Raw genomic sequence first — 24,469 nt, forward strand, 5'->3', positions numbered from 1 at the left:
GAGTTGTGCTGATGATTATCAATAAAATGGCGATAATATAGCAACAAGAGTCATCTTAGTCTTTGAGATTGGTGATAGTAAAGTGAGCCCATAGCCTGAAGCCAGGGCTTCGGGATAAACCAATCAGAGAAAGACTTAAGGTGACGAATATGAACGCTCAATTCACCAAGGCATTACTCCAATCCAATGGTGGCTTTGCCGCACTGGTACTGAGGGTTCCGGTGGGGATGATCCTGGCCGCTCATGGTGCCCAGAAACTGTTCGGCTGGTTTGGCGGATATGGGCTGGAAGGTACCGGACAATGGCTGGCCAGTATTGGCCTGGAGCCTGGCTACCTGATGGCCTTGCTGGCAGGTGGTGCCGAATTCTTTGGCGGTCTGGCACTGGTGCTCGGGCTACTGACACGTCCGGCGGCGGTGGTTGCGGCTTTCACCATGTTGGTGGCCATTTTCGCGGTGCATATCGGTAATGGCTTATTTATGGCCAATAATGGTTACGAGTATGCACTCACGCTGTTTGCCGCCACCGTCGCTCTGGCGATTCAGGGCGCAGGCCGGTTCGCTGTCGATAACCTGTTGCAGAAAGAAAGCTGAACCGGGGAGAACGCCATGAGCAAAGCGACCGATGTACTGTTTGTTTCCCACGGTGGCGGCCCCATGCCGCTGCTGGGAGATCCCGGGCACCAGGACATGGTGGACCGGTTAACAGAGCTAGCGGCTGACCTGCGCAAACCCTCTGCGATACTGGTGATCAGCGCCCACTGGGAGGAGGCGATCCCGACCATTACCTCAGGTACTACGCCGTCGCTGATTTACGATTATTACGGTTTTCCTTCGGAAGCCTACAAGATCGAATACCCCTGCCCGGGTGAGCCAGTGCTGGCGCAGCAGGTCGCCCAGGCGTTGGATCAGGCTGGTATCCAGGCCCGCCTGGATGACCAGCGAGGCCTGGATCACGGCGCGTTCGTGCCGCTTAAACTGATGTATCCGGAGGCAAAGATTCCCTGCATTCAGCTCTCACTGGTCAACACTCTGGACGCCAGTACGCACCTTACGATTGGCCGGGCATTGCAGGCACTGGATTACGATCACCTGCTGGTGCTTGGCTCAGGCTTCTCGTTCCACAACATGCGGGCCTTCTTTGCTGCACAGACACCGGAAATCCAGGCCCGTAACCTGGCCTTTGAGGACTGGCTGGAACAGACCTGCGGCGACAGCTCCCTGTCGGAGCCGGAGCGGGCGAAGCGCCTGGCAGATTGGGAGCAAGCGCCCCATGCCCGGTTCTGTCACCCCCGGGAAGAGCACCTCCTGCCCTTGCACGTGTGCTATGGCCTCGCCAACAAAGCCAGCGACCGGCACATTGCCGCAACCATCCTCGGGAAACAGTCGGGGATGTTTTACTGGGGCTGAATCAGTGCAGCTTCAACCGTGGCTGCATGGCCCGACTGATCTTGTCCATCAGCCAGATCACGCCGGTTCGCAGGAAACCGTGCAAGGCCACCTGGTGCATCCGGTATAGCGACACGTAGAACAGCCTGGCTACTTTCCCTTCGATATACATACTGCGGCCGGACAGGTTACCCATCAGGTTGCCGACGGTGGTGTATTTGCTGAAGTTGATCAGTGAGCCATGGTCGTTGTACACGAAGGGAACGGCTTCTTTGCCTTCCAGCCGGTTGCAGAGGGTTTTGAACAGGGCATCGGCTTGCTGGTGTGCGGCCTGGGCACGTGGTGGCACCGGCCGGTCGGATTCCGGCTGCGGGCAGGCGGCGCAGTCACCAAACGCGAAGATATCGGCATCTTTGGTGGTTTTCAGGGTCTGTTCCACCAGCAGCTGATTGCCGCGGTTGGTCTCCAGGCCGTCCAGTTCCGCCAGAAACGGCGGTGCCTTGATGCCAGCGGCCCAGATGGTCATTTCCGAGGGCAGTTCAGTGCCGTCCTTCATGATCAGACTGTTCTCGCGCACCTCGCTTACAGGTTGTCCGGTCAATACCTTGACCTTCTGGCGTTCCAGTTCCCGGGTGGCTGCGGCGGAAAGGCGCCCGGGCAGCGCAGGCAATATGCGGTCGGCCGCCTCGATCACGCTGATGGAAACATCGGAAGATTTGAGGTGGTTCATGCCGTAGATGGGCAATTCGCGGGATGCCAGTCTCAGTTCGGCGGCCAGTTCCACGCCCGTGGCTCCGGCACCAATGATGCTGATGTTCAGGGCATGGGGCTGGCCCTGAAGGGCTTCGTGGTTTTTGCGCAGGAAGGCATTGAGCATCAGGTTATGAAAGCGGCGAGCCTGCTTCAGACTGTCCAGGAACAGGCAGTGGTCCTGTGCGCCGGGGGTGCCGAAGTCGTTCGCGGTGCTGCCAACAGCAATCACCAGGGTGTCGTAATGAAGGCGCCGTTCCGGCACTACTTCTTGGCCTTCTTCATCCCGGAACGGGGCAATCACGATCGCTTTATTGGTCCGGTCCAGACCGCTCATGCGGCCGAGCTGAAACTCGTAATGGTGCTTGCGGGCGTGGGCGCGGTAATTGATTTCGTTGGCGCTGGCGTCCAGCGAGCCGGAGGCCACTTCATGCAGCAGGGGTTTCCAAACATGGGTAAGACCGGCGTCGACCAGGGAAATACGGGCTTTGCCTTTTTTGCCAAGCTTGTTGCCCAGACTGGTGACCAGTTCCAGACCGCCGGCTCCGCCGCCGACCACGACTATGTGATGAAGGTTTTCCATAACGTTTCAGACCTTTAAGTGATGAGAGCCAAACGCTCTCGGATGAAAGCGCTTGGCTGTCGTCACTGGCCTGAATGTCTATGATTAGGGAGCTAATACAGGGGCGTATACTACCGCCGATGTTGGAGCGAGACAATTGAGCCCAAGTACCTATTGGCTCCATCGTTAGTATTGTCGGGCTGGACACAGAGCCGTTGGCGCTGCTACAAACTTCTCATCCACTTGAAGAACAGACAGGAGAAAGCGACGTGAAACTGCAGGTTCGAGGTGTTGAGGAAGGCCAGCCGGTACCGGAAAAGTTTGCCTTCGGTGTGTTCAGTGAGCAGGACCACATGAGTTTTGGTCCCAACCGGAATCCAGAGCTGGTCTGGGACGGTGCACCGGAGGGCACCAAAAGCTTTGTGGTAATGATGTTTGACCCGGATGTGCCCAGCGTCGCCGACGACGTCAACCAGGAAGGCAAGAACGTACCGGCCGACCTGCCACGCGTCGATTTCTTCCATTGGTTGTTGGTGGATATTCCCGCTGGCACAAAGCGGATCCCGGAAGGTGAAGACAGCGATGGTGTCAGCCCCAAGGGCAAGGATTATGGACCTGGCCCGATTGGTGTCCGTGGTGTGAACAATTACACCCAGTTTCTGGCCGGCAATCCGGACATGGCCGGTACCTATGCCGGTTATGACGGCCCCTGCCCGCCCTGGAACGATGAAATCATCCATCACTACCACTTTGAAGTGCATGCTCTGGATGTAGACACCCTGGGCCTGGAGGGTGAATTTGACGGCAACGACGTGCGTCAGGCCATGGCCGGTCATGTCTTGGCCAGTGCTCGGGTAACCGGCACCTACACGCTTAATCCCGCCCTTCGCCAGTAGTTGCAGCCAGCGGAGCCGGCTACGTCGGCTCCGCTTTCATCAAATTGTCTTGGTGCTGTCACCCCGGTGTCACCGGGTGTTGCCAAGGTGATGTCAGGATCCTGAAAGCAGGCCTGTTCTCACCGGAGGCACCATGCGACAGTATCGAAGCGTATTCATATCCGACGTCCATCTGGGTACCGCCGATTGCCAGGCGGACTATCTGCTGGATTTCCTGAATAACATTCAGTGCCAGACCCTTTACCTGGTGGGCGACATCGTCGACCTGATTGCCATGCAGCGACGGGCTTATTTTCCCGACAGCCACCGGCAGGTTATCCACAAGCTGCTGGAGCTGGCCGCAACGGGAACCCGGGTGGTGTACATCCCGGGCAATCACGATGAATTTTTCCGGCGTTTCTGTGGCCAGACGTTTTCCGGCATCGAATTGCAGTACAAGGCCGTGCATACCACCGCCGACGACCGTCAGTTTCTGGTCTGCCATGGCGACCAGTTTGACCAGGTGGTTCGCTGCAGCCCTTTGATGCTGCTGGTCGGAGACCGCGCCCATGGGTTGTTGCTGCGTCTGAACCGCTGGTTCAACGCCTTGCGGCGATTACAGGGCAAGCCCTACTGGTCGCTGGCGGCCTGGATTAAAAGCCGGATTGGCAAGGCGAGAACTTTTATCCGCCGTTTCGAGTTGGCGGCGCTGACCGCGGCGGAAAAAGGCCACTATCACGGTTTTATCTGCGGCCATATCCACTCGGCGGGCTTCCTGCGCAGCGAAGAGGGGCTCTATTGCAATGATGGCGACTGGGTGGAACACTGCACCGCGCTGGTGGAGCGTGAAAACGGTCGGCTGGAACTGCTGCACTGGTCCGAATCGCCTGTGACCCTGAGTCAGGAACCGGAGACGCCGAACCCGGAGCTGGCCGGTGACGCCCGGCCCGTGATTGATGCGTTACCGGCGGCGTTTCTGGAGCAAATCAACGGTCCCGCCCAGTAGCCTGTCGGCCACAGTTGGAGAACACGAGCCCGGTGAACTAACCTGCTGGTAGTATCTTAGCCAGAGCAGGAGCACGATATGTTCTTCCGAATAATTGCTTTTCTTTGCCTGATTGCCACCAGTGTATTGGCCAAGGCTGCCGATGGTTTGATCTGGCTGGAAAGTCCCCATTCCCCAAAGCAGACCATGGACAAGCTTGAAGCCATTGTTAAGGAGAAGGGTCTGAAGGTGTTTGCACGCATTGATCACGCGCAAGGGGCAGAGGGTGTTGGCGAGTCCCTTAGGCCAACCGAACTCCTGATTTTCGGTAATCCCAAAGGCGGTACTCCCCTGATGCAGTGCGCCCAGACCGCCGGGATCGATCTGCCGCTGAAGGCATTGGTCTGGGAAGATGAAGATGGCAAGGTGTGGCTGGGTTACAACGATCCGCAATACTTGGCGGAGAGACACGGTGTGCCCGATTGTGTGGTAGTGAATAACCTGCTGGATGCCCTGGCGGGCATGATCGAGCAGGTTATTGAGCGCTAGTGTCTAATTTCTGACCCGATACGCGTCCAGAATGGCAGCCATATCTTGGCCCAAGTGTTCCAATTCTATGGCTGACAGGTCTCGCTCGGCCATGGAACGCAGCCCCATGATCTGCCCTTGAATCAGTCGCGCCAGTCGGCGGCAGTTGGTTGCAGGTGCCAGCTCGCCCTGCTTCCTCGCGGTTTTCAGTAGCTCCGTGAATGCATCTTCAATGGCAGCCAGCACGGTTTTTGCCTCCTGATGGAGCGCGGTGTTGGTGTTGCTGGATTCAAGCAATGTTTTCACAATCAGACAGGCCCTCGCGGGCGCGCAGCCTGGATCAGAGCAGTTTCTGGCAATCTTGACCAGAAAAGCCTGCAGGCCATCCAGCACGTTGTCGTAGCCTGCCATATGCCCGGCCAAGTCTTCGCCACTCTGCTCTGCATACCGTGCCAGAACTTCTGAGAACAGCCCGTCCTTGCTGCCGAACGTGGCGTAGATGCTGCCAGGACGCATATCGAGCGCTTGCTCAATCTGCTTCATGGAGCTGCCATGATAGCCCTTATGCCAAAACAGCCCGACAGCTTGAGTGAGCGCGGTTTCCCGATCATAGCTTGGAGGTCTGGGCATTGTTTTCACCACTGGATCGATCGTTGAATAGTTTCTGAATTATAACTTGAGCAATTGCTCAGAAATAGTTACGGTTCTATTTTTGAGCGATCATTCATTTATAGTTGGAGACGTGGAAATGACCGATTTCACCATACACACCCCTGATACTGCTCCGGAGTCCGCAAAACCTCTGCTGGAAGTTTCCCGCAAAAGCTTTGGCCGTATTCCAGGCCTGCATGCGGTTATGGCGGAAGCACCAGGTGTGCTTGAGGCATACCAGAAGCTGCACGAGTTGGTGTTGGCCAGCAGTTTTGATAATGAGGAAAAAACCGTGGTGTGGCAGACCATCAATGTGGAGAATGCCTGTCACTACTGCGTACCCGCCCATACGGGTATTGCTAAGGCGATGAAGGTTTCCGATGAAATTATTGACGCCTTGCGGGATGAAACACCGTTGCCAAACCACAGGCTGGAGGCGCTGCGGACCTTTACCCTGGCCGTCATGCGCGAGCGTGGGTACGTGACCGAGGATGACCTGAGTGCGTTCTTCGCTGCAGGTTACGAACAGCGCCATGTCCTTGAAGTCATCATGGTTCTGTCTCAAAAAGTCATCAGCAACTATGTCAATCACATCGCGGAAACCCCGGTTGATGAGCCCTTCAGAAAGTATGCCTGGAGCAAAAAAGCCTGACCGGCGTGGATGTTACTTGGCGGCCAGCAGGTGACCTGATAGCTGATCCACGAGCGTGACAAGGCTGTTGGATTGAATGCAGGGGGCTGGCATGGCGGGATGGAACAAGGCGTCCTGGCGCTGAATCCAGCCAGTCAGCAGCCCCGCATTCCGGGCCCCGGACGTATCCCAGGCATGGGCTGCAATCATGGCGGATTGTTCCGGGGCGCCGTCCACTTGGCTTATTGCACTTTCATAGGCAGATCTTGCAGGTTTCCATCGTCTGAAGGTGTCGATTGAAACCACGTGATCCACCAGGTTAATCAGGCCATTTCTGGCAATCAGTGATCGGGTATTCTGTTCTGAGCCGTTGGTAAAAAACAGCACATCCACGCCGCGTTCTTTTGCCAGTCCCAACGCGTCCTCAACGTCCGGATGAGCGTCCAGCTGCCCAAAAACCGGCAAGATGCGATCGATGATGGTGTCGGCGTGTTTCGTTTCGTTGACGCCACCGACCGTGTGCAGCAAAACCTCCAAGGTGCCCCGGGCCATATCGACGAACGGGACGTAACAATCCGTTGCCGAGCTGGCAAAGGCATCTCGAAGCAGTTGAGCAAAAAACAGATCTTTGGTGTGCGTCGGCAGTCCCTCAGCGCTTAGGGCCCGTGTCAGCGCGTTCAGCGAGAAAATCGTTTCAATGACGTCAAAGACAAGCACTGGTTTACGTTTGCACATACTGGCTCCTCGTCAGTCGGCATCTGTTTTTTTGCTTCTGCGGACGCTAAGGGCTTCGGCTACCCGCTCATCAATCTTGCGGAGAAACGCCTCCTCGGTTCGTGCCGAGGCGTGGGCACCCAGCAACTCATTGCTGGCGCGCAGGTTACCGATAAAGGTTCGGCAGTGTTTGCACATCATCAAATGTGTTTTCACCGACAGATTCCGCCGGGTATCCAGTTCGCCGTCGATGTAGTCACTGGCGATCCTGGCCAGCTCGCTGCATTTCAGCATTCGCCGGTCTCCTGGAAGGTTTCTACCATCAGAAAGATCTTCTGCCTGGCACGATGTAACAACACCCGAAGATTGGACGCGCTGACCCCGAGAATGTTACAGAGATCGTCTGATTTGTGTTGGTGCGCCTCGTAGAGAATCAGGGCGGATCGTTGGGTTTCCGGCAACGCAGAGAGATGTTTGTCCAGGCACTGGTTAAGAGCGCCATTTTCCATCAGCGTATCGGCAGATTCATGAAACTTCAGCCTGGGGGGTAATTGCCAGTGGCCTCTGGCGTTGAAGCGTTCCGCCAGATCAGGCTCCAGGCTGTCTGAGTCGTCGAGAGGGACTTCCCGTTTACTTGCCCGCAGCCGATTCTTGCAACGGTTGGCGACAATGCGGTGCAACCAGGTTTTTAGCCCCGAACGGCCCTCAAATTTCTGAATGGCATCGATGACGGCGACCCAGCAGTCCTGCACGACGTCTTCGGCGGCCGCCTCATCAAGGTAAAACCTGGCGACCGCGAGCATACCGGGCGTGAAGCTGCGCACAGCTTCCTGAAAGGCGAGGTTGTCTCCGTCACGCAGCCTGCATACTAGCGCCTGCTCGTGTGGAGGGGCTGTGTGAGTCATGGTTATTCTCTTTCGTGAGCGGTTGTTCAAGAATAGCGGCAAGGCGCCCGATGTGTCGAGAAGTTTCCCTGACTGTATGCACTAACAACTTGTGACTGAATTGTTAAACAATCGTGTGTATTTGATGACATCTGGCAGGGCACGATGACGTAAAACCCAATAGGCATGTTTAAAAGGTGGGCGAGGTGTAACAGGTGTAGAGTTGATGTGTCTCAAAGGTAAACGACAAGTGTTTAAAGGGTTTCTTTCATGACATTGAAAAAGTGGATTCTTGTTTTCGCCATTGCGATTGTTGTGATCGGCTTTATCGCAGCTGGCGGAAATGAACTTCTGACACTGGAAAACCTGAAGAGGCATCAGCAGAGTCTTGGCGACTGGATTGATTCGAATCTACTGATTGCGCTTTCCGCTTTTGTGGTGGTTTATGTACTGGTTACCGCATTGTCTTTGCCGGGGGCAACGGTCATGACTCTGGCAGGAGGGGCTTTCTTCGGAAACCTGTACGGATTCGCTGCGGTGTCTTTAGCCTCGACCATTGGAGCCTCTTTGGCGTTCCTGGCTGCTCGTTTCCTGGTGCGGGATTCGTTGCGCAAACGTTACGGAGACACAGTGGCGAAAATGGACCGTGGCATCGAAAAAGATGGTGCCTTCTACTTGGCCACCCTGCGGCTTGTACCGGTGTTCCCTTTTTTCCTGATCAACCTGGCCATGGGCCTGACCGCCATGAAGCTGCGCACCTATGCCGTGGTGAGCTGGGTTGCCATGTTGCCTGGCACTTTTGTGTACGTAAACGCAGGCACTCAATTGGGTCAGATCGAGTCCACCGGTGACATTGTCTCGGTTGACCTGCTGCTTTCCTTTGCATTGTTGGGTCTCTTTCCCTTGATTGCCAAGTTTGTGGTGGGCTTTATCCGCCGCCGCAAAGTGTATGCCGGCTGGCAGAAACCCGCGCATTTCGACTACAACCTGCTGGTCATCGGCGGTGGATCTGCAGGTCTGGTCTCGGCCTATATTGCTGCGGCGGTGAAAGCCAAGGTGGCCCTGATTGAAAAACACAAGATGGGTGGCGACTGCCTGAATACCGGCTGCGTGCCCTCCAAGGCCCTGATACGCAGCGCCAAGGCTGCCGATACCCTGCGCCACGCCAATCGTTACGGTCTGGAGTCCGTGCCCGTAAAAGGCTCGTTCAAAAACATAATGAACCGGGTGAAGGACGTTATCGCAAAAGTGGAGCCCCACGACTCTCCAGAGCGCTATCGCAAGCTGGGTGTGGACTGCATCTCTGGTGAGGCGAGTTTTGTGTCGCCCTGGGAACTGGAGGTCAAACATAATGATGGTAGTACCGAGCGCCTGACAGCTCGCAGCATCATCGTGGCCACCGGTGGCAAACCGGCGGTACCGCCGATCCCCGGACTGAAAGACATGCAGCCACTGACCTCCGATAACCTGTGGGAATTGCAGGAGCAGCCGCAACGCCTGCTGGTGTTGGGTGGTGGTCCCATTGGCTCAGAGCTGGCGCACGCGTTTGCCCGCCTTGGCACTCAGGTCACTCAGGTGGAGCGGGGGGAGCGCCTGCTGGCGAAAGAGGATGCCGATGTCTCTGAACTGGTGCTGAAGCAGTTTCGGGCAGACGGCGTGGACGTTCGGTTGAAACATTCTGCCGCCGAGTTTCGTATAGAGGAAGGAGAGAAGGTTGCCTACTGTAAGCATGAAGGTGAGCGGGTACGCATTCCTTTCGATCATGTTCTCGTGGCGGTCGGCCGCGCAGCCAACACCTCCGGCCTGAATCTGGAGCGTATTGGTGTGGAAACCCTGCCAAACGGAACGGTACCGGTGGAAGAGGACATGAGTCTGAGTTATCCGAACGTGTTCGCCTGCGGCGATGTGGCCGGCCCGTACCAGTTTACTCACGCTGCGGCCCACCAGGCCTGGTACGCGGCCGTCAACGGTCTGTTCGGGCAGTTCAAGCGCTTCAAGGTGGATTACCGGGTAATGCCCTGGGTTACGTTCACCTCGCCGGAAGTGGCCAGAGTTGGGTTGAGTGAGGCTGAGGCAAAGGCAAAGGGCGTGGCCTACGAGGTTACTCGTTACGGCCTGGATGACCTGGACCGGGCGATTGCCGAAAGCGAGGACCATGGCTTTATCAAGGTGCTGACTCCGCCGGGCAAAGACAAGATTCTTGGCGCTATGGTGGTGGGCACGCACGCCGGGGAAATCCTGGCCGAGTTCACCCTGGCCATGAAACACGGTCTGGGCCTGAACAAGATCCTGGGCACCATTCACCCCTACCCGACCTGGAACGAGTCGGCCAAGTACGCGGCCGGTGAATGGAAGCGCTCTCATGCCCCTGAAGGCATTCTGAAGCTGCTGGAGAAGCTCCATGGCTGGCGCCGTGGGAAAAAGACGAATACACCAAGGAGCCACTATGCCCCTGACCAAAACCCGACCGGCCCGCGCTAAACGCATTCCGGCCGTGGAAGTTCTGGAACCCCGGGCCCGTGATAGCTGGACCCACACCCGCAACGGTGATCCCCGGGGATACATCGATGCCGACAGGCTAAAAGAGCTGTGGATACACACCGGTACCGCCTGCAACCTGGCCTGCCCGTTTTGCCTGGAGGGTTCCCATCCCGGTGATGGCCGCATCCCGGGCATGAAGCTCATTGACGTGAAACCGTTTATCCACGAAGCCATTGACATGGGCGTGGAGCAGTTTTCCTTCACCGGTGGTGAGCCCTTCGTGATCCGGGATTTCGTCAATATCCTGGACTACGCGAGCCAGTACCGCCCCTGCTTTGTGCTCACCAACGCCACTGAGCCGCTGCACAAGCGCCAGCATCAGGTGCTGCCCTTATTGGATAACCCCTATCCGATCCACTTCCGGGTGAGCCTGGATTTTCCCGACCGCGCCCGGCATGACAAGGACCGCGGCGAGGGCAGCTTTGATGAGGCCTTGCAGGGCATCCGCTGGCTGATCGAACAGGGTTTCAAGGTATCCATTGCCCGCCAGACCGATCCGAAGGAAATTCCGGCTGATATCGAAGCCGCGTTCCGTGGAATCTTCCGGGAATGGGGCATTCCGGAGGGCCTGGCGTTCACCGCATTTCCGGACCTGGGCACGCCTGGTTCGGAAGATGGCAGCCCGGAGATTACCGAGACCTGCATGGAGAAGTATCCGACGAAGGAATCCCGGTCGCACTTTATGTGCACCTATACGCGGATGCTGGTGAAGAAGGGCGAACAGGTGCGGGTGTATGCCTGCACGCTGGTGGACGATGATCCGCAGTATGACCTTGGCGGCACGCTGGCGGAGAGCATGAATGAGCGCATCATGTTGCGGCATCACCGGTGTTTCTCGTGCTACCGCTTTGGGGCGAGTTGTTCGGCGCCTGCGTAGATCCGTTAAACCGTAAACCAGGAACAAGACAATGAATTTTACTGAAGCATCCCTGTTCTGGGGATTCCTGCTGGTCTACGGCGTCGTTATGTATGCGCTGTCGCCCAAGAGCAAGAACGCAAACTCTTTTTATAAGGGCGCCGATGATCAGGGCAACCCGGTGGGTCAGTGGTCGCTGACGGCGAGTATTTTTATCAGCTGGATCTTTGCCAAGTCGGTGACTAATGCGGCGAATCTTGGGGCGGCTTATGGTGTGGTGGGCGGTCTGGCTTATGCCAGTTACTGGCTGTCCATCCCGGTGGCAGGCTATGTGATTTACCTGATCCGGACTCAGACCGGGGCCCGGAGTCTGCAGGATTTTCTGACCTCGCGTTTCGGGAGGCTGGCCAGTCTGGCGTTTGCCGCGGCGGTTCTTATCCGGCTCTATAACGAGGTCTGGAGTAACACCGCGGTGGTGGGCGGTTACTTCGGGTTGCCCGGTGAGTGGGAGTATTACGCGGCGGCGATGCTGTTTACGGTGTTTACCCTGGCTTACAGTCTGAAGGGCGGTCTCCGGTCCTCGATCTTCACCGATGTGATTCAGGCCTTCGTGTTTGTGTTCTTTGTGGGGGCGGTATTGTTCCTGATCATCCCTGCCAACGACACCAGCGCCCTGTTGACTAATGGTGAGTTCCGGCTCAATGCTGGTTTCGACTTGCTGTTGGTGGCTCTGTTGCAACTGTTCAGTTATCCATTCCACGATCCGGTGCTGACTGACCGGGGCTTTGTGAACAAGGAAAAGACCATGCTCAAGAGCTTTGTGGTCGCCGGATTGTTGGGCTTTGTGGCGGTGTTTATTTTCAGTCTGGTGGGCGTTCACGCCCGGGTTAACGGCATTGAGGCCATGGGGAACGCGCCCGCAGCAGTGGGCCAGTCCCTGGGGCTGGCGGCGTTGTTCTTCATGAGCGTGGTGATGATGACCTCGGCCGGTTCCACTCTCGATTCCACCTTTACCTCACTGGCCAAGTCCCTTGCGGTGGATCTGCCTCGCCTGGCGCGGCGTGCGTCGGACAAGCTGCCGAGCATGAGAGTGGGGGCCGTGGTGATGGTGATTTTTGCCTTCCTGGGTAACCTGCCCATGTTCGGCGGTACTGACATCCTCAAGGCGACGACCATCTCGGGCACTATGGTCATGGGGCTGGCGCCGGTTTTCCTGTTCTATGGTTTTACCCAGTGGTCGCCCTGGAGCTTCCATCTCAGCTTCTGGACCGGGCTTGGTCTTGGTGTTCTGTTGGCGGTGGGCCTCATCCCATCAAGCTGGGCGATTGGTGACGGTGCCTATGCGATGTTGCTGGGCGTGAATGCTTACGGTTTCCTGATCTGTACGGTGTGTTTCTTCCTGCCCTTGATGTTAAAGCGTCTGGCTGGAAAGCCGGTGGCCGCCGAAGGTGCCTGACCAGAACGGAGGGGCCAGATCATGGCTGATACAGAAGGGCGCAGCTGCCCGCTGACATACCGCTACACGCCAGAGTCTCTTTGCAGAGAGCCGGCGCAGGTTTCTGAGGACGTGCTGTACATCGTCGGTGGTCTTTACGGCAATGCCTTCGCCCTTGATGAAATCGAGGTCATGGTGCGCGCAGAGGAGCGCCATGGCCACCGGGTGAAGCTGGTCTTCAATGGCGATTTCAACTGGTTTAACGCTGACGACACCTTGTTCCGGGAGATCAATAGCCGGATCCTGGACCACACAGCGATTCTCGGCAACGTGGATTATGAGCTCTCGGTCCCCAATGCCGGCGCCGGCTGTGGCTGCGCTTACCCGGAGTATGTGGATCAGGGAGTGGTGGAGCGGTCCAATCAGATGATGGGGCGGCTGCAGGTGGTGGCGGACCGACACCCCGATATTCAAAAGAAACTCTCATTATTGCCACGATACCGTTGCCTGATATTTGGAGGCCTAAAGGTTTTGGTCTTGCATGGTGATCCGGAGTCTCTGGCCGGGTGGGGGCTGGCTCACGAATCTATTGCCTCGGGCGGCGAGGAAAAGCTGGCGTACTGGTTTCGTGCCACCGGTGCCGACCTGATCGCTTGCACCCATACCTGTCTGCCGGTGATCTGGTCCGGTAAAGTGGATGAAAGACAACGGATCGTGGCCAATAACGGCGCGGCCGGCATGGGTAATCTGCGTGCCGACTCCCGGGGGCTCGTTACCCGCATTGGCTTTACAAGCCCTTTTATGGAGCCGTTGGCGGCAATTGCGCGGCCCGGTCTGCATGTGTCCCTGATGCCGGTGGCTTACGATATCGATGCCTGGCTGGCTCAGTTTGACAGGCTGTGGCCCGAAGGATCTCCTGCCGCTGTGTCCTATCGAAGACGCCTGACTGACGGCACCCATCTTGTGCCGGAGGGCATCATTTTTCCGTCTTTCCGGTAACCAATTTGTCACTGGCAAATGCTTCAATCCGGTCTATTCTGAAACGATCGGGCCCGGGCCGTGTTGAGTGGCTGGCCGGGGTCGACTTGAAATATATTTTGTGGTCTATATAATTCAACACTAACTTTTGGAAGCGAATTGATCACGTTATGACATCAGAAGGATCGAATACCACCGCCATCACCCTGCGTAAACCGACAAAGGATGATGGCTACAGGCTTCACCAGCTGGTTGCGGAATGCCCCCCGCTGGACCCCAACTCGATTTACTGCAACCTGTTGCAGTGCAGCCACTTTGCCGAGACCGGCGTGGCCGCGGAGAAGGAAGGCGATCTGGTCGGCTTTATCTCCGGATACATCCCTCCCCAACAGCCCGAGACCGTGTTTGTCTGGCAGGTGGCGGTTCACGAGAAAGGTCGTGGACAGGGCCTCGCCAAGCGGATGCTGAAGGAAATCGTTGGCCGGGACGCGTGCAGCAACGTCACGCACCTGGAAACCACGATTACCGAAGACAACGAGGCCTCGTGGGCGCTGTTCCGCTCTTTTGCCCGTGATCTGGGAGCCGAGCTCACCTACCACGAGCATTTCGAGAAAGAGACCCATTTTGGCGGCAAGCACGATTCTGAATTTCTGCTGCGCATCGGGCCTTTCACGAACCCTGTCTGAGAGCCTGTGTTCACGCCTTCAGGCGTGAACCACTGACGAGATTGTAGTAGCCGGCAGGCCGCCCGGGGTGGGCCTGCCATTCGGCTTAAAGCAACGCTCGGCGGGTCTGTTGCGACCGACACGTTTTACCGACAGGCTCCCGCGCATTTACCTCGAACCTGACATGCTAAGAGGCAAGACAATGGAAATTTTCAAGTCTACTGAATCTGAAGTTCGCGTTTATTCCCGTGCTTTTCCGGTGATTTTCAACCGCGCCAAGAACGCGCATCTGTACACCGAAGATGGCAAGGAGTACCTGGACTTTCTGGCCGGTGCCGGTTCCCTGAACTACGGCCACAATAACGACATCCTGAAGAAAGCGCTGCTTGAGTACATTGAAGCGGACGGCGTGAGCCAGGGCCTGGACCTGTTCACCACGGCCAAGCACGACTTCATGGAATCGTACAAAAAGCATATCCTCGATCCCCGTGGTCTGGACTACAAGATGCAGTTCACCGGTCCCACCGGTACCAACTGTGTGGAAGCGGCCATGAAGCTGGCCCGTAAGGTGAAAGGCCGTACCAACATCATTTCCTTCACCAACGGTTTTCACGGTGTCACTACCGGTGCGGTAGCAGCCACTGGTAACGAGCATCACCGTGGTGGCGTAGGTATTCCCCTGGGGCATGTCGACTTCATGTTCTACGACGGCTACCTGGGCGAAGACGTTGATACCCTGGCCATCATGGACAAGGTGCTGTCAGACAGCTCTTCCGGCGTTGAGCTGCCGGCTGCCGTCATTGTTGAAGCCGTACAGGGCGAGGGTGGTCTGAACGCCGCCCGTGCCGAGTGGCTCAAAGGTCTGTCCGAGCTGTGCCAGAAGCACGATATTCTGCTGATTGTGGATGATATCCAGGCGGGCAACGGCCGTACCGGCGAGTTCTTCAGCTTCGAGTTCGCCGGCATCAAGCCGGACATTGTGACCGTGTCCAAGTCCCTGAGCGGCTATGGTCTGCCGATGGCACTGGTGCTGTTCAAGCCGGAACTGGACGTGTGGGAATCCGGTGAGCACAACGGTACCTTCCGTGGTAACAACATGGCGTTTGTCACCGCCCGTGCCGCCATTGAAACCTACTGGAAGGACGACACCTTTGCCAACGAAGTGAAGGCCAAGACCAAGGTGCTGGGTGATGCCCTGCAGGCCATCTGCGACAAGTACCCGGGTGAGTTCAAGATGAAAGGCCGGGGCTTGATGCGCGGCATCGAGGCCAAGCATGCAGATCTGACCGGCCCGATCACCAAGCGTGCCTTTGAGCACGGCCTGATCATCGAGACCAGTGGTCCGAACGATGAGGTGATCAAGTGCCTGATGCCGCTGACCACCAGCGAAGACGATCTGCGCCTGGGTGTGAAAATCCTGGCCGAGAGTGTCGATGAGATCATGCAGGAAGGTGTTAGCGAGGCGTCGTAAGACGCCCGCCATCCCACACTTACATTCCGCAGGATAGCAAAGGCAACGACATGACAACGGCACAACATACCGTCGAGAAAATCGGCGGTACTTCCATGAGTAACTATGAGGCCGTGCGCGACAATATCATTATTGGTAAGCGCAAGAAGAGCGACCTCTACCAGCGGATTTTTGTGGTCTCTGCCTACGGTGGCGTGACCAATGAACTGCTGGAGCACAAGAAAACCGGCGAGCCGGGGGTCTATGCCCTGTTTGCCGATGCCGAATCCGACTGGGCCTGGGGCGACGACCTTACCAAGCTGATTCAACTGCTGACGGACATCAACGGTGAGCTGTTTGCCGATCCGATGCTCAAGCAGCAGGCGGACCAGTTCATTACTGATCGCATTGAGGGGGTCCGGGGCTGCCTGATCGACCTGCAGCGCCTGTGTTCCTATGGCCAGTTCCAGCTTGAAGAGCATCTGCTTACCGTGCGGGAGATGCTGGCGGGGATTGGCGAGGCCCACAGTGCTTTCAATACCGCCCTGAAGCTGCAGCAGGAAGGTATTAACGCCCGCTTTGTCGATTTGACCGGCTGGCGCGACAGTGAATTGCTGCCGCTGGATGAAAAGCTCAAGCAGGCCTTCGATGCCATCGACCTGAGCCGGGAACTGCCAATCGTGACCGGTTATGCCCAGTGCAAGGAAGGTCTGATGCGTACCTTTGACCGGGGCTACAGTGAGATGACGTTCAGCCGCACGGCGGTGATCACCAACGCCCGGGAAGCGATCATCCATAAGGAATACCATCTGAGCTCTGCCGATCCGAACATTGTTGGCGAAGACAAGGTGGTTCCGTTAGGGCGTACCAACTACGACGTCGCCGACCAGTTGGCCAACCTGGGGATGGAAGCGATTCACCCGCGGGCTGGTAAAGGTCTGCGCCAGAACGAGATTCCGCTGCGGGTGATGAACACCTTTGAGCCGGAGCACACTGGTACGCTGATCACTGGTGACTACGTCAGTGAAAAACCCCAGGTGGAGATCGTGGCAGGTGCCAAAGGCGTATTTGCCATTGAGGTGTTCGACCAGGACATGCAGGGCGAGCCGGGTTCCGACCGCCGTATCCTGGATGTACTGAGCCGTTTCAAAGTGCGGTTCATGTCCAAGGACACCAATGCCAATACCATTACCCACTACGTGGATACCACGCTCAAGCACGTGAAGCGGGTGGTCAAGGCACTGGAGGAAGAGTTCCCCAATGCCGAAATCAGTACCCGCAAAGTGGCCCTGGTGTCTGCCATTGGCAGTGATATGAAGGTGCCGGGCATTCTTGCCCGTTCGGTAAAATCACTGGCTGATAATGACATCAGCGTGCTGGCGATCCACCAGTGCATGCGCCAGGTGGATATCCAGTTCGTGGTTGATGAAGACAAATACGACCAGGCGATTGTGGCCCTGCACGGGGCGCTGATTGAACCCCATAACCACGAATATGCCATCGTGGCGGCATCAACCACCGCCGGCTAGGAATTACCCACAGGCGGAACCGGTCGCTTCGTCTGTGGGTAATGGAGGAGTCTTGCCTCCAGATCGGGCGCCCGGTCGGCCGTCTCACAACCTGTGAGGTTTCATGGCCGGGCGTGACCGATCCCTCCCCCACTCATCCTCATTCCTGTGTTCCTGTATTTCGGTTTTCCCCTCGTTGCTGGGGAATCCATGCCTGCCTGATCTGCGTATTCTCAATAAATATCAAACGGGTACCGAGCCATGCAGATACAGAGCCGGCCGGGACCGCTTCCGACGCTGCCCAACGATGGTGAAAGGGATTCCCTGGTCGGGTTGTATTTCAGGGATGCGTCCCGGCATGACCTCCTCAGCGAAACCGATGAACGGCGTCTGGCCAGAAAGCTGATCCGGTCGCTACGGGTGATTCACACCGAGCTGGCATTACCCGAGGACACCCCACAAACCTTGCGGGATGTGGTGGGTAGCCTCGGGGATGCCTGTGCCTTTTCGGCCCGCTGTCGCCGGGCTTATCACCTTGCCCTGGCCTGCCGTCACCGCCTGATTCAGAGCAATCTGAGGCTGGCGGTACATATCGCCCGCCGCTACGGCCATCATGGCATCGCCATGTCGGACCTGATCCAGGACGCCAACGTCGGGCTGATCAAGGCCGTAGAGCGCTACGACCCCGGCAAGGGTTTCCGGTTTTCCACCTACGCTTACTGGTGGATCAGCGAGGAAGTGCGCCGCTGCCTGCAGCGGGGTGTGCGTGTGGTGCATACGCCGGAAAACGTGGTTGAGGAGATCCGCCAGTTGCAGAAGGTATCCATGCGTTTGCATCAATCCCTCGGCCGGGAGCCCACCCAGTCCGAGCTGGCCCGGGAAATGGAGGCCACACCCTCCAGGATTGGCGAACTGAGAGCCCTGGCGGCCCGGGAAGTTTCAACGGATGTACCACTGGTCGAAGATGGATCGGTGACCCTGGCCGACAGTCTTGATGCGGGTGCCGATACCCGCCCGGATCAACCGTTTCGGGCGCGGGACCGGATGATTCGTCTGGAGCGCATGATGGGGGCGTTGTCGGACCGGGAGCGGGATATTCTGACCCGGCGTTACGGGCTTGGCTTGATTGAACCGGAGACCCTGCAAACGATTTCGGAACAGCTGGGTCTCAGCCGGGAGCGTGTGCGACAGATCGAGAAAGGCGCTCTGAGAAAACTGCAGACCCTGTTTGGAACCGATCCTGACGGTGCCTGAATCAGGCACCGTGCAGCAGGAAGAACCAGCCGGCCACCGTTAGCTGGCAAGCCAGTACCACGGTGGTCAGCACCAATCGCATCTTCAGATACCAGGCCGGCCAGTAGCTTCGCATCCAGCGGGCGTCTACCAGATACAGCAACAGGAACGCGACGATGTAGAGCGGGATTTTCTGCGGCGTCTGCAGCAACAGTCCGATACCGGCGGCAACGAAGAACAACTGGCTCAGCAGCATGGTCACCAGGGGCGATTGCGGGTAGGAGCGGTTTTCCAGCTGCATGGCAATGGTCCAGTAGATTCCGCCCATAAAAGCGAGAATACCGGCACTGTAGATATAGAACCACGCCAGAATAGCAACGCTGTTGGCTGGCATCAGAAACAGGCCAGCGGTGCCTAGAATGAATGGAATCAGGCCGGCAATGCCGACGAGAACCGCGAGGCGAGCAACTGAAATCACGACTTCTGCCTCTGTACCTGTATCCGCATGGGTTCAATGTCTGCCGGCGCCATCCCGACCATTTCATGGTACGCCGAGGGATGCACCACCTGGGTTTCGCGAATGGTGTAGCTGGAGAGGGTGTCCTGAATCTGCCAGGCGCTGCGGAACAGCCGGATCTGCCCTTTATGGTCCGACAGTACCTTCATGCCTCCAGGGCCATGCAGACGAGCCATGTACTGTTGGCCCTCCAGAGAGAGGATCTCCAGAAGGTCGATCACCGGTTGTTCCAGGTTTTTGAGTTCGTCGAGGGTAATGCGCACCGTGAAGCTCCCGAAATGATGTGTCAGGGGAACTTACGATCAACCGGCCCGGTAAGATCATTGTGCCAGTTGCCGGCACTCCGTGTGGGCATGGCAGGACACCAGATGATCATTGACCATGCCGGTGGCCTGCATGAAGGCGTAGACGATGGTGGGGCCCACAAAATTAAAGCCTGCTTTCTTCAGGGCCTTGGACATGGCTTCAGATTCCGGCGTGGTGACGGGGACCTCGGCCAGTGTCTGCCACCGGTTCTGGATGGGCCGGCCGTTGACGAATTGCCAGAGAAACTCCGAGAACGAGATGCCCTGATCCCGCAGAGCCAGGAACCCCCGGGCATTGCGGATGATGGAATGGACCTTCAGGCGATTCCGGATAATGCCCGGGTCTGCCAGCAGGCGGGCGATATCGTCCTCATCAAAGCGGACAATCTGCTCCGGGTCAAAGCCGGCGTAGGCCTGCCGGTAGCTTTCCTGCTTGCGAAGGATGGTAATCCAGCTCAAACCGGCTTGCTGTCCGTCCAGGCAGAGCTTTTCGAACAGCGCCTGATCGTCATATTCCGGGCGCCCCCAGACGGTGTCGTGGTAGTGCACGTACAGTGGGTCGGTGCCGCACCAGGGGCAGCGGCCGGTCGTCTGGGGCATGGTGGCCTCGCTAGGGTCGGGCTCTGATCAGCCGGTGAAACAGAGGCTCCCAGGAAACGTCGAGGCTGGAAGCCGGCCCCAGATTGTAGTCATCCGGCGGTGGTTCCAGCAAGGTAATCTCCGGCCAGGTGCTGGTCCTATCCGGATTGCCATCGCAAGGGTAGACCAGGGTAACCAGAAAACCCTCGGCGTACAGGCAACTGGCTTGCCAGTGTCGGTCGGGCTGGTCCCCGTACAGCTCGAAATTCTTCCGTACTTCCAGGGTTTGCAGATTGCCGGCAATGCCCCGCCCGGTCGCTTTAAGCCAGGCTTCTTTCAGGGTCCAGACCTTAAGGAAGCTGAACGCATTGTTCGCCCTCAGCAGCCATTCCTGCTCAACGGGAGTGAACCAGCGTGTCGTCACTCTGGCCCAGTCTGGCCGGCGCTGGCTCGGTTCAAGATCAATCCCCAGCGCCGCCCGACCCGTGGCGCACGCGGACAGCCCCTGGCTGTGGCTCAGCGACAGGTGCCAGCCTTGCGGGCTGGCCGAGGCAACGGGGCGTCCCGGTACCGGGTGACAGCATGTTGGAGCCTCCCCACTGGCGCGGGCCAGAGCCTGACGAATCAGCCATCGACTGGTCAGATATTCCTGGCGTCTGGGCCCTTCCAGACGCGCGAGGGCTTTGCCTTCATCGGCGGTCATCCAGGCCGGGGCCTGGGACAGGTTCCGGTTGATCTGGTGGCACAGCCAGATCGCCGGCCGGTCAGGGTTGCAATCGTTGGATTGTCCAGCCATCGCCTTCTCTCACGTACTCAAATCGATCGTGAAGCCGGCTCGGCCTTCCCTGCCAGAATTCGATTCGCTCCGGAACCACCCGGTACCCACCCCAGAAACTGGGGAGCGGAATTTCTCCGGAACTGAATTTGCGCTTCATCTCCGCGACTTTTTGCTCCAGCAGGCCTCGGGACGTAATGACCTGGCTCTGCTCCGAAACCCAGGCGCCAATCTGGCTGCCCCGGGGCCGGGACGAAAAGTAGCGCAGGGATTCCGCCTTGCTGACCTTTTCGACCGCACCCTGAATACGCACCTGCCGGTTCAGGCCGATCCACGGGAACAGCAGTGCCGCCCGGGGATTCTCCTGCAGCTCCTGAGCCTTGCGGCTGCCGTAGTTGGTGTAGAACACAAAACCCTGGCTGTCGAAATACTTCAGTAGCACGGTTCTGAGATCGGGCATGCCGTCGGCACCGGTGGTGGCCAGTGACATGGCATTGGGCTCCAGAATGCCCGCCGTTCTGGCATCCTCGAACCAGGTCTGGAACTGCTGTACCGGATCCTCGTTCAGGTGTTCCCGATCCAGCCCTTCGCTTTCGAAATCCCGACGCATATCGCCGATATCCATACTGCTCGTCTCCGTTGATCAACACAGGGAGTCATACGTCAGCGGAGCATATCGGGTTCGGTGGTCGCTGTCAGGTTTCGTGTCTGGTCGGGTGAATTCGCTGACAAACACCGCACACGGGCGCTATGCTTGCATCATGGCCGGCCGCGGCGCCGTGGGTAGTTAAAGGGAGAGTCTTGTGGCAGAGAAAGAGGCAGAGAACAGCCAGGTAGCAAGCCAGCGGGTAGTGAGTCGCCGGAAGAGCCATCTGGTCAGGAACCTGCTGATCGCATTGGGCGTGTTGTTGGGTCTGTATGCCCTGGCCGGCTTCCTGGTTCTGCCCTGGTGGCTGGAGCGGTCGTTGCCGGAACAGATGGACCAGCGCATGGGCTGGCAGGCTGAGGTGGAGAGCGTGCGGTTCAATCCGTTTGCCTTCAGCCTGGAAGCAGACGCCTTTTCTGCAAAGGATACGACTGGGGAGCCGGTGACGTCTTTTGATCACCTGCGGGTGAATCTCAGTTTCCTCAGTTTGCTCCGCGGTATCATCGGGTTTGAGGAAATCCGTCTGGTGGAGCCGGACGTTCGCCTGGATTTGCTGCAGGACCATGACATCAATTTTGCCCGGGACTGGCGCAGTGCCAATCCCGAGAAAGAGGACACAACCCGGCCTGAAACCGCTGAGTCGAGTCATCCGCCCAGGTTGTATTTCCAGCAGGTGACCATCGATGGTGGTGAGCTGCTGTTCCGTGACTTCTCCCAGGGTGGCGACCCTGCCGAGTTTCGGGTTGCGCCGCTGGATCTTACCCTGAACGATCTGGCCACCTGGCCCCGGGATGGCAGCGACAGTCAGTATTCCGTGATGGCTGCTCTGGGTGAGCAGGTGATTGAATGGGAGGGGGATCTGAGCGTTACCCCGCTGTACTCCGCAGGCCGGCTCCGGCTTTCAGGGCTTTGTCACGATACCCTCGCCCACTTCCTGGCGCCCTATCTGCCGTGGCAGCTGCGCGATGGTACCGTGACCCTGGAATCCCGTTATGAACTGGCCGGTGGCGATCACTTTGAACTGATCACCTCCGGTGGCAACCTCACTATCAAGCAACTGGCACTGGCGCTTTCGCCCTCCGATGAGCAGCCAGCCCTGGCTACGGAAGCCGTTGCCATTCAGGGCATTGGCTTCGACCTGACGGCCCGGGAGGCAACCGTTGGCATGGTGTCGATCCAGCAACCGTCGCTGGCCGCCACCCGCAATGCCAAGGGGGAGGTGGATTGGCAGTCGTCTCTGGCAACGGCCGGAACCGATCAATCCGAAACCTCGGAGCCGGCGTCTGATTCGGGCGAGCCATTCCGCTGGTCGGTCCAGGGTGTCGAGTTGTCCGGCGGTCAGGTTCGCTGGCGGGATCAGGTGCCGGAAACAGACGCCGAGATTGCCGTCAATAATCTGGCCATTACCATGGGTGGTCTCTCCCACCGCCTGGATGAACCGGTTTCCTACGATATTTCCGCAGAACTCGGCTCCGGTGGCCGGGTGACCGCCATGGGCCAGCTGACTCCAGCGCCGTTTACCTTTGAGGGCGCCTTGTCCGGCAGCGACATCCTGTTGCCCGTTATCCAGCCCTATGTTGCTGATGCCGCAAACCTGGAGCTGGTGGATGGGCGCCTGGGTTTCGATGGCAATCTGGACCTGGATGGCCAGGATGAACCCCTGACCGGCACCTTCAGTGGCACCGCTGAAATTGCCGGGTTGGCCACGCGGCTACCGGGCAATGGCGGGGAGCTGGTGTCCTGGGAGTTGCTGCGCCTGGCCCCGGTGGAGTTCAACCTTAATCCCGCCCGGCTGGAAATCGGCACCGTGACCCTGAACAGCCCGGCGGTTAATGTCATCCGGGCGGCCGACGGACTGCACAATCTGCAGCAGATTATTCAGGATGGCGGGGCCTCCGAGGCAGAAACCAGCCCAACGGAGCCGTCGGAAGTCTCGGAGCCAGGCTTTATTTTCCGCATTGGCGAACTGGTCGTGGAGCAAGGTTCCATGGCCTACACCGACCGCACGCTGGAGCCGCCCTTCAGTACCGCGTTCCAGGAACTCACGGGATCGGTGACCGGCATCAGCAATGTCCCTCCGCAACAGGGGCGGGTGGCGATCAGCGGCCAGCTGGCCGGGGTGGCACCGGTTCGTTTTGACGGAACCCTGGGCGCTTTGGGCACCGAAGAGCCCAGCAACCTGAAACTCACCATGAAAGACATGGCGTTGCCGGTACTGTCGCCCTATTTCGGTCGCTATCTGGGGTATTCGGTGGACAGCGGCAAACTGGAACTGGCGCTGGATTACCAGATAACCGGTACCCGGCTTGAGGCGTCCAACGAAGTGATCCTGGACCGGATGCAACTGGGCTCTGCGGTGGCCAGCGAACAGGCCATTAACGCTCCGGTCAAGCTGGGTCTGGCTCTGCTCACAGATCGTGACGGTGTTATCGAGGTGAATTTGCCCATTCAGGGTGACATGTCAGACCCCGAATTCAGCGTTGGCCAGATTGTCATGCGGGCGTTCGTGAACCTGTTGGTGAAAGCAGCCGCCTCACCGTTCAGTATGCTGGGCTCGCTGGCGGAAATGGCAGGCTTCAGCAGCGAAGAGCTGGGCCAGGTCAGCTTTGTCCCCGGTAGTGTGCAACTGGCGGATAACGAGGCCGAGAAACTGTCCGCGCTGGCCCAGGCGTTAAGGGAACGCCCGGAGCTTCTGCTCAATATCCGTGGTGCTGTTGCCCCTGAGGCCGATGCCCTGGCATTGCTGAAGGCGCAGATGCAGGCCCGCGGTGAGGCCGTTACCGGCGAAGCCTGGGAGCAGGCGCAGCAGGCCTGGCGCGATGGCGAGCGCAGCCTGCCCCCGGAAGCGCTTGGAAGCCTGGCCTCGGAGCGAGGGGTAACGGTTCGTCAGGTGCTGACGGCGACGCATGAGGTGTCGGACAGCCAGCTGTTCCTGCTGGATCCGGCCCGTGATGCGCCGGTAGATGACCAGGGCAACGTGATGGTCCGGTTTACCCTGGACGTTCGTTGAATC

The 24,469-nt window shown here is 58.2% G+C and carries 25 protein-coding genes; 15 read left to right on the plus strand and 10 right to left on the minus strand.

The window, feature by feature from the left end:
• The first annotated feature begins 149 nt into the window (after positions 1–149).
• Together MARHY_RS00625 and MARHY_RS00630 are read left to right on the plus strand one after the other, a co-directional pair.
• Positions 150–593 (plus strand): DoxX family protein, encoded by a 444-nt coding sequence (locus MARHY_RS00625; protein WP_041654437.1) that lies wholly within the window; start codon positions 150–152, stop codon positions 591–593.
• Positions 594–608: 15 nt separating this feature from the next.
• Complete coding sequence (locus MARHY_RS00630; protein WP_014420116.1) at positions 609–1,409, plus strand: DODA-type extradiol aromatic ring-opening family dioxygenase; 801 nt, start codon at positions 609–611, stop codon at positions 1,407–1,409.
• A gap of 1 nt (position 1,410) precedes the next feature.
• Here the strand turns inward: MARHY_RS00630 and MARHY_RS00635 are convergent, their stop codons facing one another.
• Positions 1,411–2,721, minus strand: coding sequence for an NAD(P)/FAD-dependent oxidoreductase (locus MARHY_RS00635; protein ID WP_014420117.1), 1,311 nt, complete (start codon positions 2,719–2,721; stop codon positions 1,411–1,413).
• A gap of 248 nt (positions 2,722–2,969) precedes the next feature.
• On the opposite strand from MARHY_RS00635, the gene MARHY_RS00640 reads away from it, so the two are divergent.
• The 3 genes from MARHY_RS00640 (at position 2,970) to MARHY_RS00650 (ending at position 5,109) form a co-directional block, all read left to right on the plus strand.
• Entirely contained in the window at positions 2,970–3,596 is a 627-nt protein-coding gene (locus MARHY_RS00640; protein ID WP_041654438.1) for a YbhB/YbcL family Raf kinase inhibitor-like protein, read from the plus strand.
• A 133-nt stretch (positions 3,597–3,729) separates the two neighbouring features.
• Positions 3,730–4,581 (plus strand): UDP-2,3-diacylglucosamine diphosphatase, encoded by an 852-nt coding sequence (locus tag MARHY_RS00645; RefSeq protein ID WP_014420119.1) that lies wholly within the window; start codon positions 3,730–3,732, stop codon positions 4,579–4,581.
• Between the two features lie 78 nt (positions 4,582–4,659).
• Positions 4,660–5,109, plus strand: a complete 450-nt coding sequence (locus MARHY_RS00650; RefSeq protein ID WP_023007844.1) for a DUF302 domain-containing protein — start codon at positions 4,660–4,662, stop codon at positions 5,107–5,109.
• Positions 5,110–5,112: 3 nt separating this feature from the next.
• Here the strand turns inward: MARHY_RS00650 and MARHY_RS00655 are convergent, their stop codons facing one another.
• Positions 5,113–5,718, minus strand: a complete 606-nt coding sequence (locus MARHY_RS00655; protein ID WP_031209637.1) for a TetR/AcrR family transcriptional regulator — start codon at positions 5,716–5,718, stop codon at positions 5,113–5,115.
• A gap of 118 nt (positions 5,719–5,836) precedes the next feature.
• On the opposite strand from MARHY_RS00655, the gene MARHY_RS00660 reads away from it, so the two are divergent.
• A complete protein-coding gene (locus MARHY_RS00660) occupies positions 5,837–6,391 on the plus strand; it encodes a carboxymuconolactone decarboxylase family protein (RefSeq protein WP_014420122.1) in 555 nt (184 codons plus the stop codon).
• A gap of 12 nt (positions 6,392–6,403) precedes the next feature.
• On the opposite strand, the gene MARHY_RS00665 is transcribed toward MARHY_RS00660, so the two are convergent.
• From MARHY_RS00665 to MARHY_RS00675, 3 genes are read right to left on the minus strand one after another with little or no spacing between them, the layout of a single operon-like run.
• Positions 6,404–7,105 carry an HAD-IA family hydrolase gene (locus MARHY_RS00665; RefSeq protein ID WP_014420123.1) on the minus strand — a complete coding sequence of 234 codons (702 nt, stop codon included), beginning with the start codon at positions 7,103–7,105 and terminating at the stop codon, positions 6,404–6,406.
• Between the two features lie 12 nt (positions 7,106–7,117).
• Positions 7,118–7,378 (minus strand): zf-HC2 domain-containing protein, encoded by a 261-nt coding sequence (locus tag MARHY_RS00670; protein WP_014420124.1) that lies wholly within the window; start codon positions 7,376–7,378, stop codon positions 7,118–7,120.
• On the minus strand, positions 7,372–7,989 hold the full coding sequence (locus MARHY_RS00675; protein WP_041654439.1) for an RNA polymerase sigma factor: 618 nt from the start codon (positions 7,987–7,989) through the stop codon (positions 7,372–7,374). Before MARHY_RS00675 ends, MARHY_RS00670 begins: the two co-directional genes overlap by 7 nt.
• Positions 7,990–8,238: 249 nt before the next feature.
• Between MARHY_RS00675 and MARHY_RS00680 the strand changes: the two genes are divergently transcribed.
• The 8 genes from MARHY_RS00680 to MARHY_RS00715 all read left to right on the plus strand — a co-directional run bounded on the left by MARHY_RS00680 (position 8,239) and on the right by MARHY_RS00715 (position 18,655).
• A complete protein-coding gene (locus tag MARHY_RS00680; protein WP_014420126.1) occupies positions 8,239–10,449 on the plus strand; it encodes a dihydrolipoyl dehydrogenase family protein in 2,211 nt (736 codons plus the stop codon).
• Positions 10,415–11,386, plus strand: coding sequence for a radical SAM protein (locus MARHY_RS00685; RefSeq protein ID WP_041654440.1), 972 nt, complete (start codon positions 10,415–10,417; stop codon positions 11,384–11,386). Before MARHY_RS00680 ends, MARHY_RS00685 begins: the two co-directional genes overlap by 35 nt.
• 31 nt (positions 11,387–11,417) lie before the next feature.
• Positions 11,418–12,821, plus strand: a complete 1,404-nt coding sequence (locus MARHY_RS00690; RefSeq protein WP_014420128.1) for a sodium:solute symporter family transporter — start codon at positions 11,418–11,420, stop codon at positions 12,819–12,821.
• Between the two features lie 21 nt (positions 12,822–12,842).
• Positions 12,843–13,799, plus strand: a complete 957-nt coding sequence (locus tag MARHY_RS00695) for a hypothetical protein (protein WP_041654442.1) — start codon at positions 12,843–12,845, stop codon at positions 13,797–13,799.
• A gap of 149 nt (positions 13,800–13,948) precedes the next feature.
• Entirely contained in the window at positions 13,949–14,464 is a 516-nt protein-coding gene (gene ectA, locus MARHY_RS00700) for a diaminobutyrate acetyltransferase (RefSeq protein WP_011783727.1), read from the plus strand.
• Between the two features lie 181 nt (positions 14,465–14,645).
• A complete protein-coding gene (ectB, locus tag MARHY_RS00705) occupies positions 14,646–15,914 on the plus strand; it encodes a diaminobutyrate--2-oxoglutarate transaminase (RefSeq protein WP_014420132.1) in 1,269 nt (422 codons plus the stop codon).
• Positions 15,915–15,964: 50 nt separating this feature from the next.
• The gene (locus MARHY_RS00710) at positions 15,965–17,422 is read left to right on the plus strand and encodes an aspartate kinase (protein ID WP_011783729.1); all 1,458 of its coding nucleotides are present in this window, start codon (positions 15,965–15,967) and stop codon (positions 17,420–17,422) included.
• Positions 17,423–17,662: 240 nt separating this feature from the next.
• Positions 17,663–18,655, plus strand: coding sequence for a sigma-70 family RNA polymerase sigma factor (locus MARHY_RS00715; RefSeq protein WP_011783730.1), 993 nt, complete (start codon positions 17,663–17,665; stop codon positions 18,653–18,655).
• 1 nt (position 18,656) lies between these two features.
• Here MARHY_RS00715 and MARHY_RS00720 read toward each other — a convergent pair whose 3' ends face one another.
• The 5 genes from MARHY_RS00720 to pdxH are packed head-to-tail and all read right to left on the minus strand — an operon-like array spanning position 18,657 to position 21,435.
• Positions 18,657–19,112 (minus strand): DUF3429 domain-containing protein, encoded by a 456-nt coding sequence (locus MARHY_RS00720; protein WP_011783731.1) that lies wholly within the window; start codon positions 19,110–19,112, stop codon positions 18,657–18,659.
• Entirely contained in the window at positions 19,109–19,414 is a 306-nt protein-coding gene (locus tag MARHY_RS00725) for a DUF6482 family protein (protein WP_014420133.1), read from the minus strand. Before MARHY_RS00725 ends, MARHY_RS00720 begins: the two co-directional genes overlap by 4 nt.
• 57 nt (positions 19,415–19,471) lie before the next feature.
• Entirely contained in the window at positions 19,472–20,056 is a 585-nt protein-coding gene (locus MARHY_RS00730) for a DNA-3-methyladenine glycosylase I (RefSeq protein WP_011783733.1), read from the minus strand.
• A 10-nt stretch (positions 20,057–20,066) separates the two neighbouring features.
• The gene (locus MARHY_RS00735; protein WP_014420134.1) at positions 20,067–20,831 is read right to left on the minus strand and encodes a 4'-phosphopantetheinyl transferase family protein; all 765 of its coding nucleotides are present in this window, start codon (positions 20,829–20,831) and stop codon (positions 20,067–20,069) included.
• A complete protein-coding gene (pdxH, locus tag MARHY_RS00740; RefSeq protein WP_011783735.1) occupies positions 20,800–21,435 on the minus strand; it encodes a pyridoxamine 5'-phosphate oxidase in 636 nt (211 codons plus the stop codon). The genes MARHY_RS00735 and pdxH overlap by 32 nt, the downstream gene beginning before the upstream one ends.
• Before the next feature lie 178 nt (positions 21,436–21,613).
• Here pdxH and MARHY_RS00745 point away from each other — a divergent pair, with 178 nt between their 5' ends.
• Positions 21,614–24,466, plus strand: a complete 2,853-nt coding sequence (locus MARHY_RS00745) for a DUF748 domain-containing protein (protein WP_014420135.1) — start codon at positions 21,614–21,616, stop codon at positions 24,464–24,466.
• Positions 24,467–24,469: the final 3 nt, after the last annotated feature.

Origin of the sequence: Marinobacter nauticus ATCC 49840 (assembly GCF_000284615.1) — a bacterium.
GTDB lineage: Bacteria > Pseudomonadota > Gammaproteobacteria > Pseudomonadales > Oleiphilaceae > Marinobacter > Marinobacter nauticus.

Bases quoted from the DNA above. Each gene is read 5' to 3' on its own strand.
- MARHY_RS00625 (WP_041654437.1), top strand. From the start codon at position 150: ATGAACGCTCAATTCACCAAGGCATTACTCCAATCCAATGGTGGCTTT.
- MARHY_RS00630 (WP_014420116.1), top strand. From the start codon at position 609: ATGAGCAAAGCGACCGATGTACTGTTTGTTTCCCACGGTGGCGGCCCC.
- MARHY_RS00635 (WP_014420117.1), bottom strand. From the start codon at position 2,721: ATGGAAAACCTTCATCACATAGTCGTGGTCGGCGGCGGAGCCGGCGGT.
- MARHY_RS00645 (WP_014420119.1), top strand. From the start codon at position 3,730: ATGCGACAGTATCGAAGCGTATTCATATCCGACGTCCATCTGGGTACC.
- MARHY_RS00650 (WP_023007844.1), top strand. From the start codon at position 4,660: ATGTTCTTCCGAATAATTGCTTTTCTTTGCCTGATTGCCACCAGTGTA.
- MARHY_RS00655 (WP_031209637.1), bottom strand. From the start codon at position 5,718: ATGCCCAGACCTCCAAGCTATGATCGGGAAACCGCGCTCACTCAAGCT.
- MARHY_RS00660 (WP_014420122.1), top strand. From the start codon at position 5,837: ATGACCGATTTCACCATACACACCCCTGATACTGCTCCGGAGTCCGCA.
- MARHY_RS00665 (WP_014420123.1), bottom strand. From the start codon at position 7,105: ATGTGCAAACGTAAACCAGTGCTTGTCTTTGACGTCATTGAAACGATT.
- MARHY_RS00670 (WP_014420124.1), bottom strand. From the start codon at position 7,378: ATGCTGAAATGCAGCGAGCTGGCCAGGATCGCCAGTGACTACATCGAC.
- MARHY_RS00675 (WP_041654439.1), bottom strand. From the start codon at position 7,989: ATGACTCACACAGCCCCTCCACACGAGCAGGCGCTAGTATGCAGGCTG.
- MARHY_RS00680 (WP_014420126.1), top strand. From the start codon at position 8,239: ATGACATTGAAAAAGTGGATTCTTGTTTTCGCCATTGCGATTGTTGTG.
- MARHY_RS00685 (WP_041654440.1), top strand. From the start codon at position 10,415: ATGCCCCTGACCAAAACCCGACCGGCCCGCGCTAAACGCATTCCGGCC.
- MARHY_RS00690 (WP_014420128.1), top strand. From the start codon at position 11,418: ATGAATTTTACTGAAGCATCCCTGTTCTGGGGATTCCTGCTGGTCTAC.
- MARHY_RS00695 (WP_041654442.1), top strand. From the start codon at position 12,843: ATGGCTGATACAGAAGGGCGCAGCTGCCCGCTGACATACCGCTACACG.
- ectA (WP_011783727.1), top strand. From the start codon at position 13,949: ATGACATCAGAAGGATCGAATACCACCGCCATCACCCTGCGTAAACCG.
- ectB (WP_014420132.1), top strand. From the start codon at position 14,646: ATGGAAATTTTCAAGTCTACTGAATCTGAAGTTCGCGTTTATTCCCGT.
- MARHY_RS00710 (WP_011783729.1), top strand. From the start codon at position 15,965: ATGACAACGGCACAACATACCGTCGAGAAAATCGGCGGTACTTCCATG.
- MARHY_RS00715 (WP_011783730.1), top strand. From the start codon at position 17,663: ATGCAGATACAGAGCCGGCCGGGACCGCTTCCGACGCTGCCCAACGAT.
- MARHY_RS00730 (WP_011783733.1), bottom strand. From the start codon at position 20,056: ATGCCCCAGACGACCGGCCGCTGCCCCTGGTGCGGCACCGACCCACTG.
- MARHY_RS00735 (WP_014420134.1), bottom strand. From the start codon at position 20,831: ATGGCTGGACAATCCAACGATTGCAACCCTGACCGGCCGGCGATCTGG.
- pdxH (WP_011783735.1), bottom strand. From the start codon at position 21,435: ATGGATATCGGCGATATGCGTCGGGATTTCGAAAGCGAAGGGCTGGAT.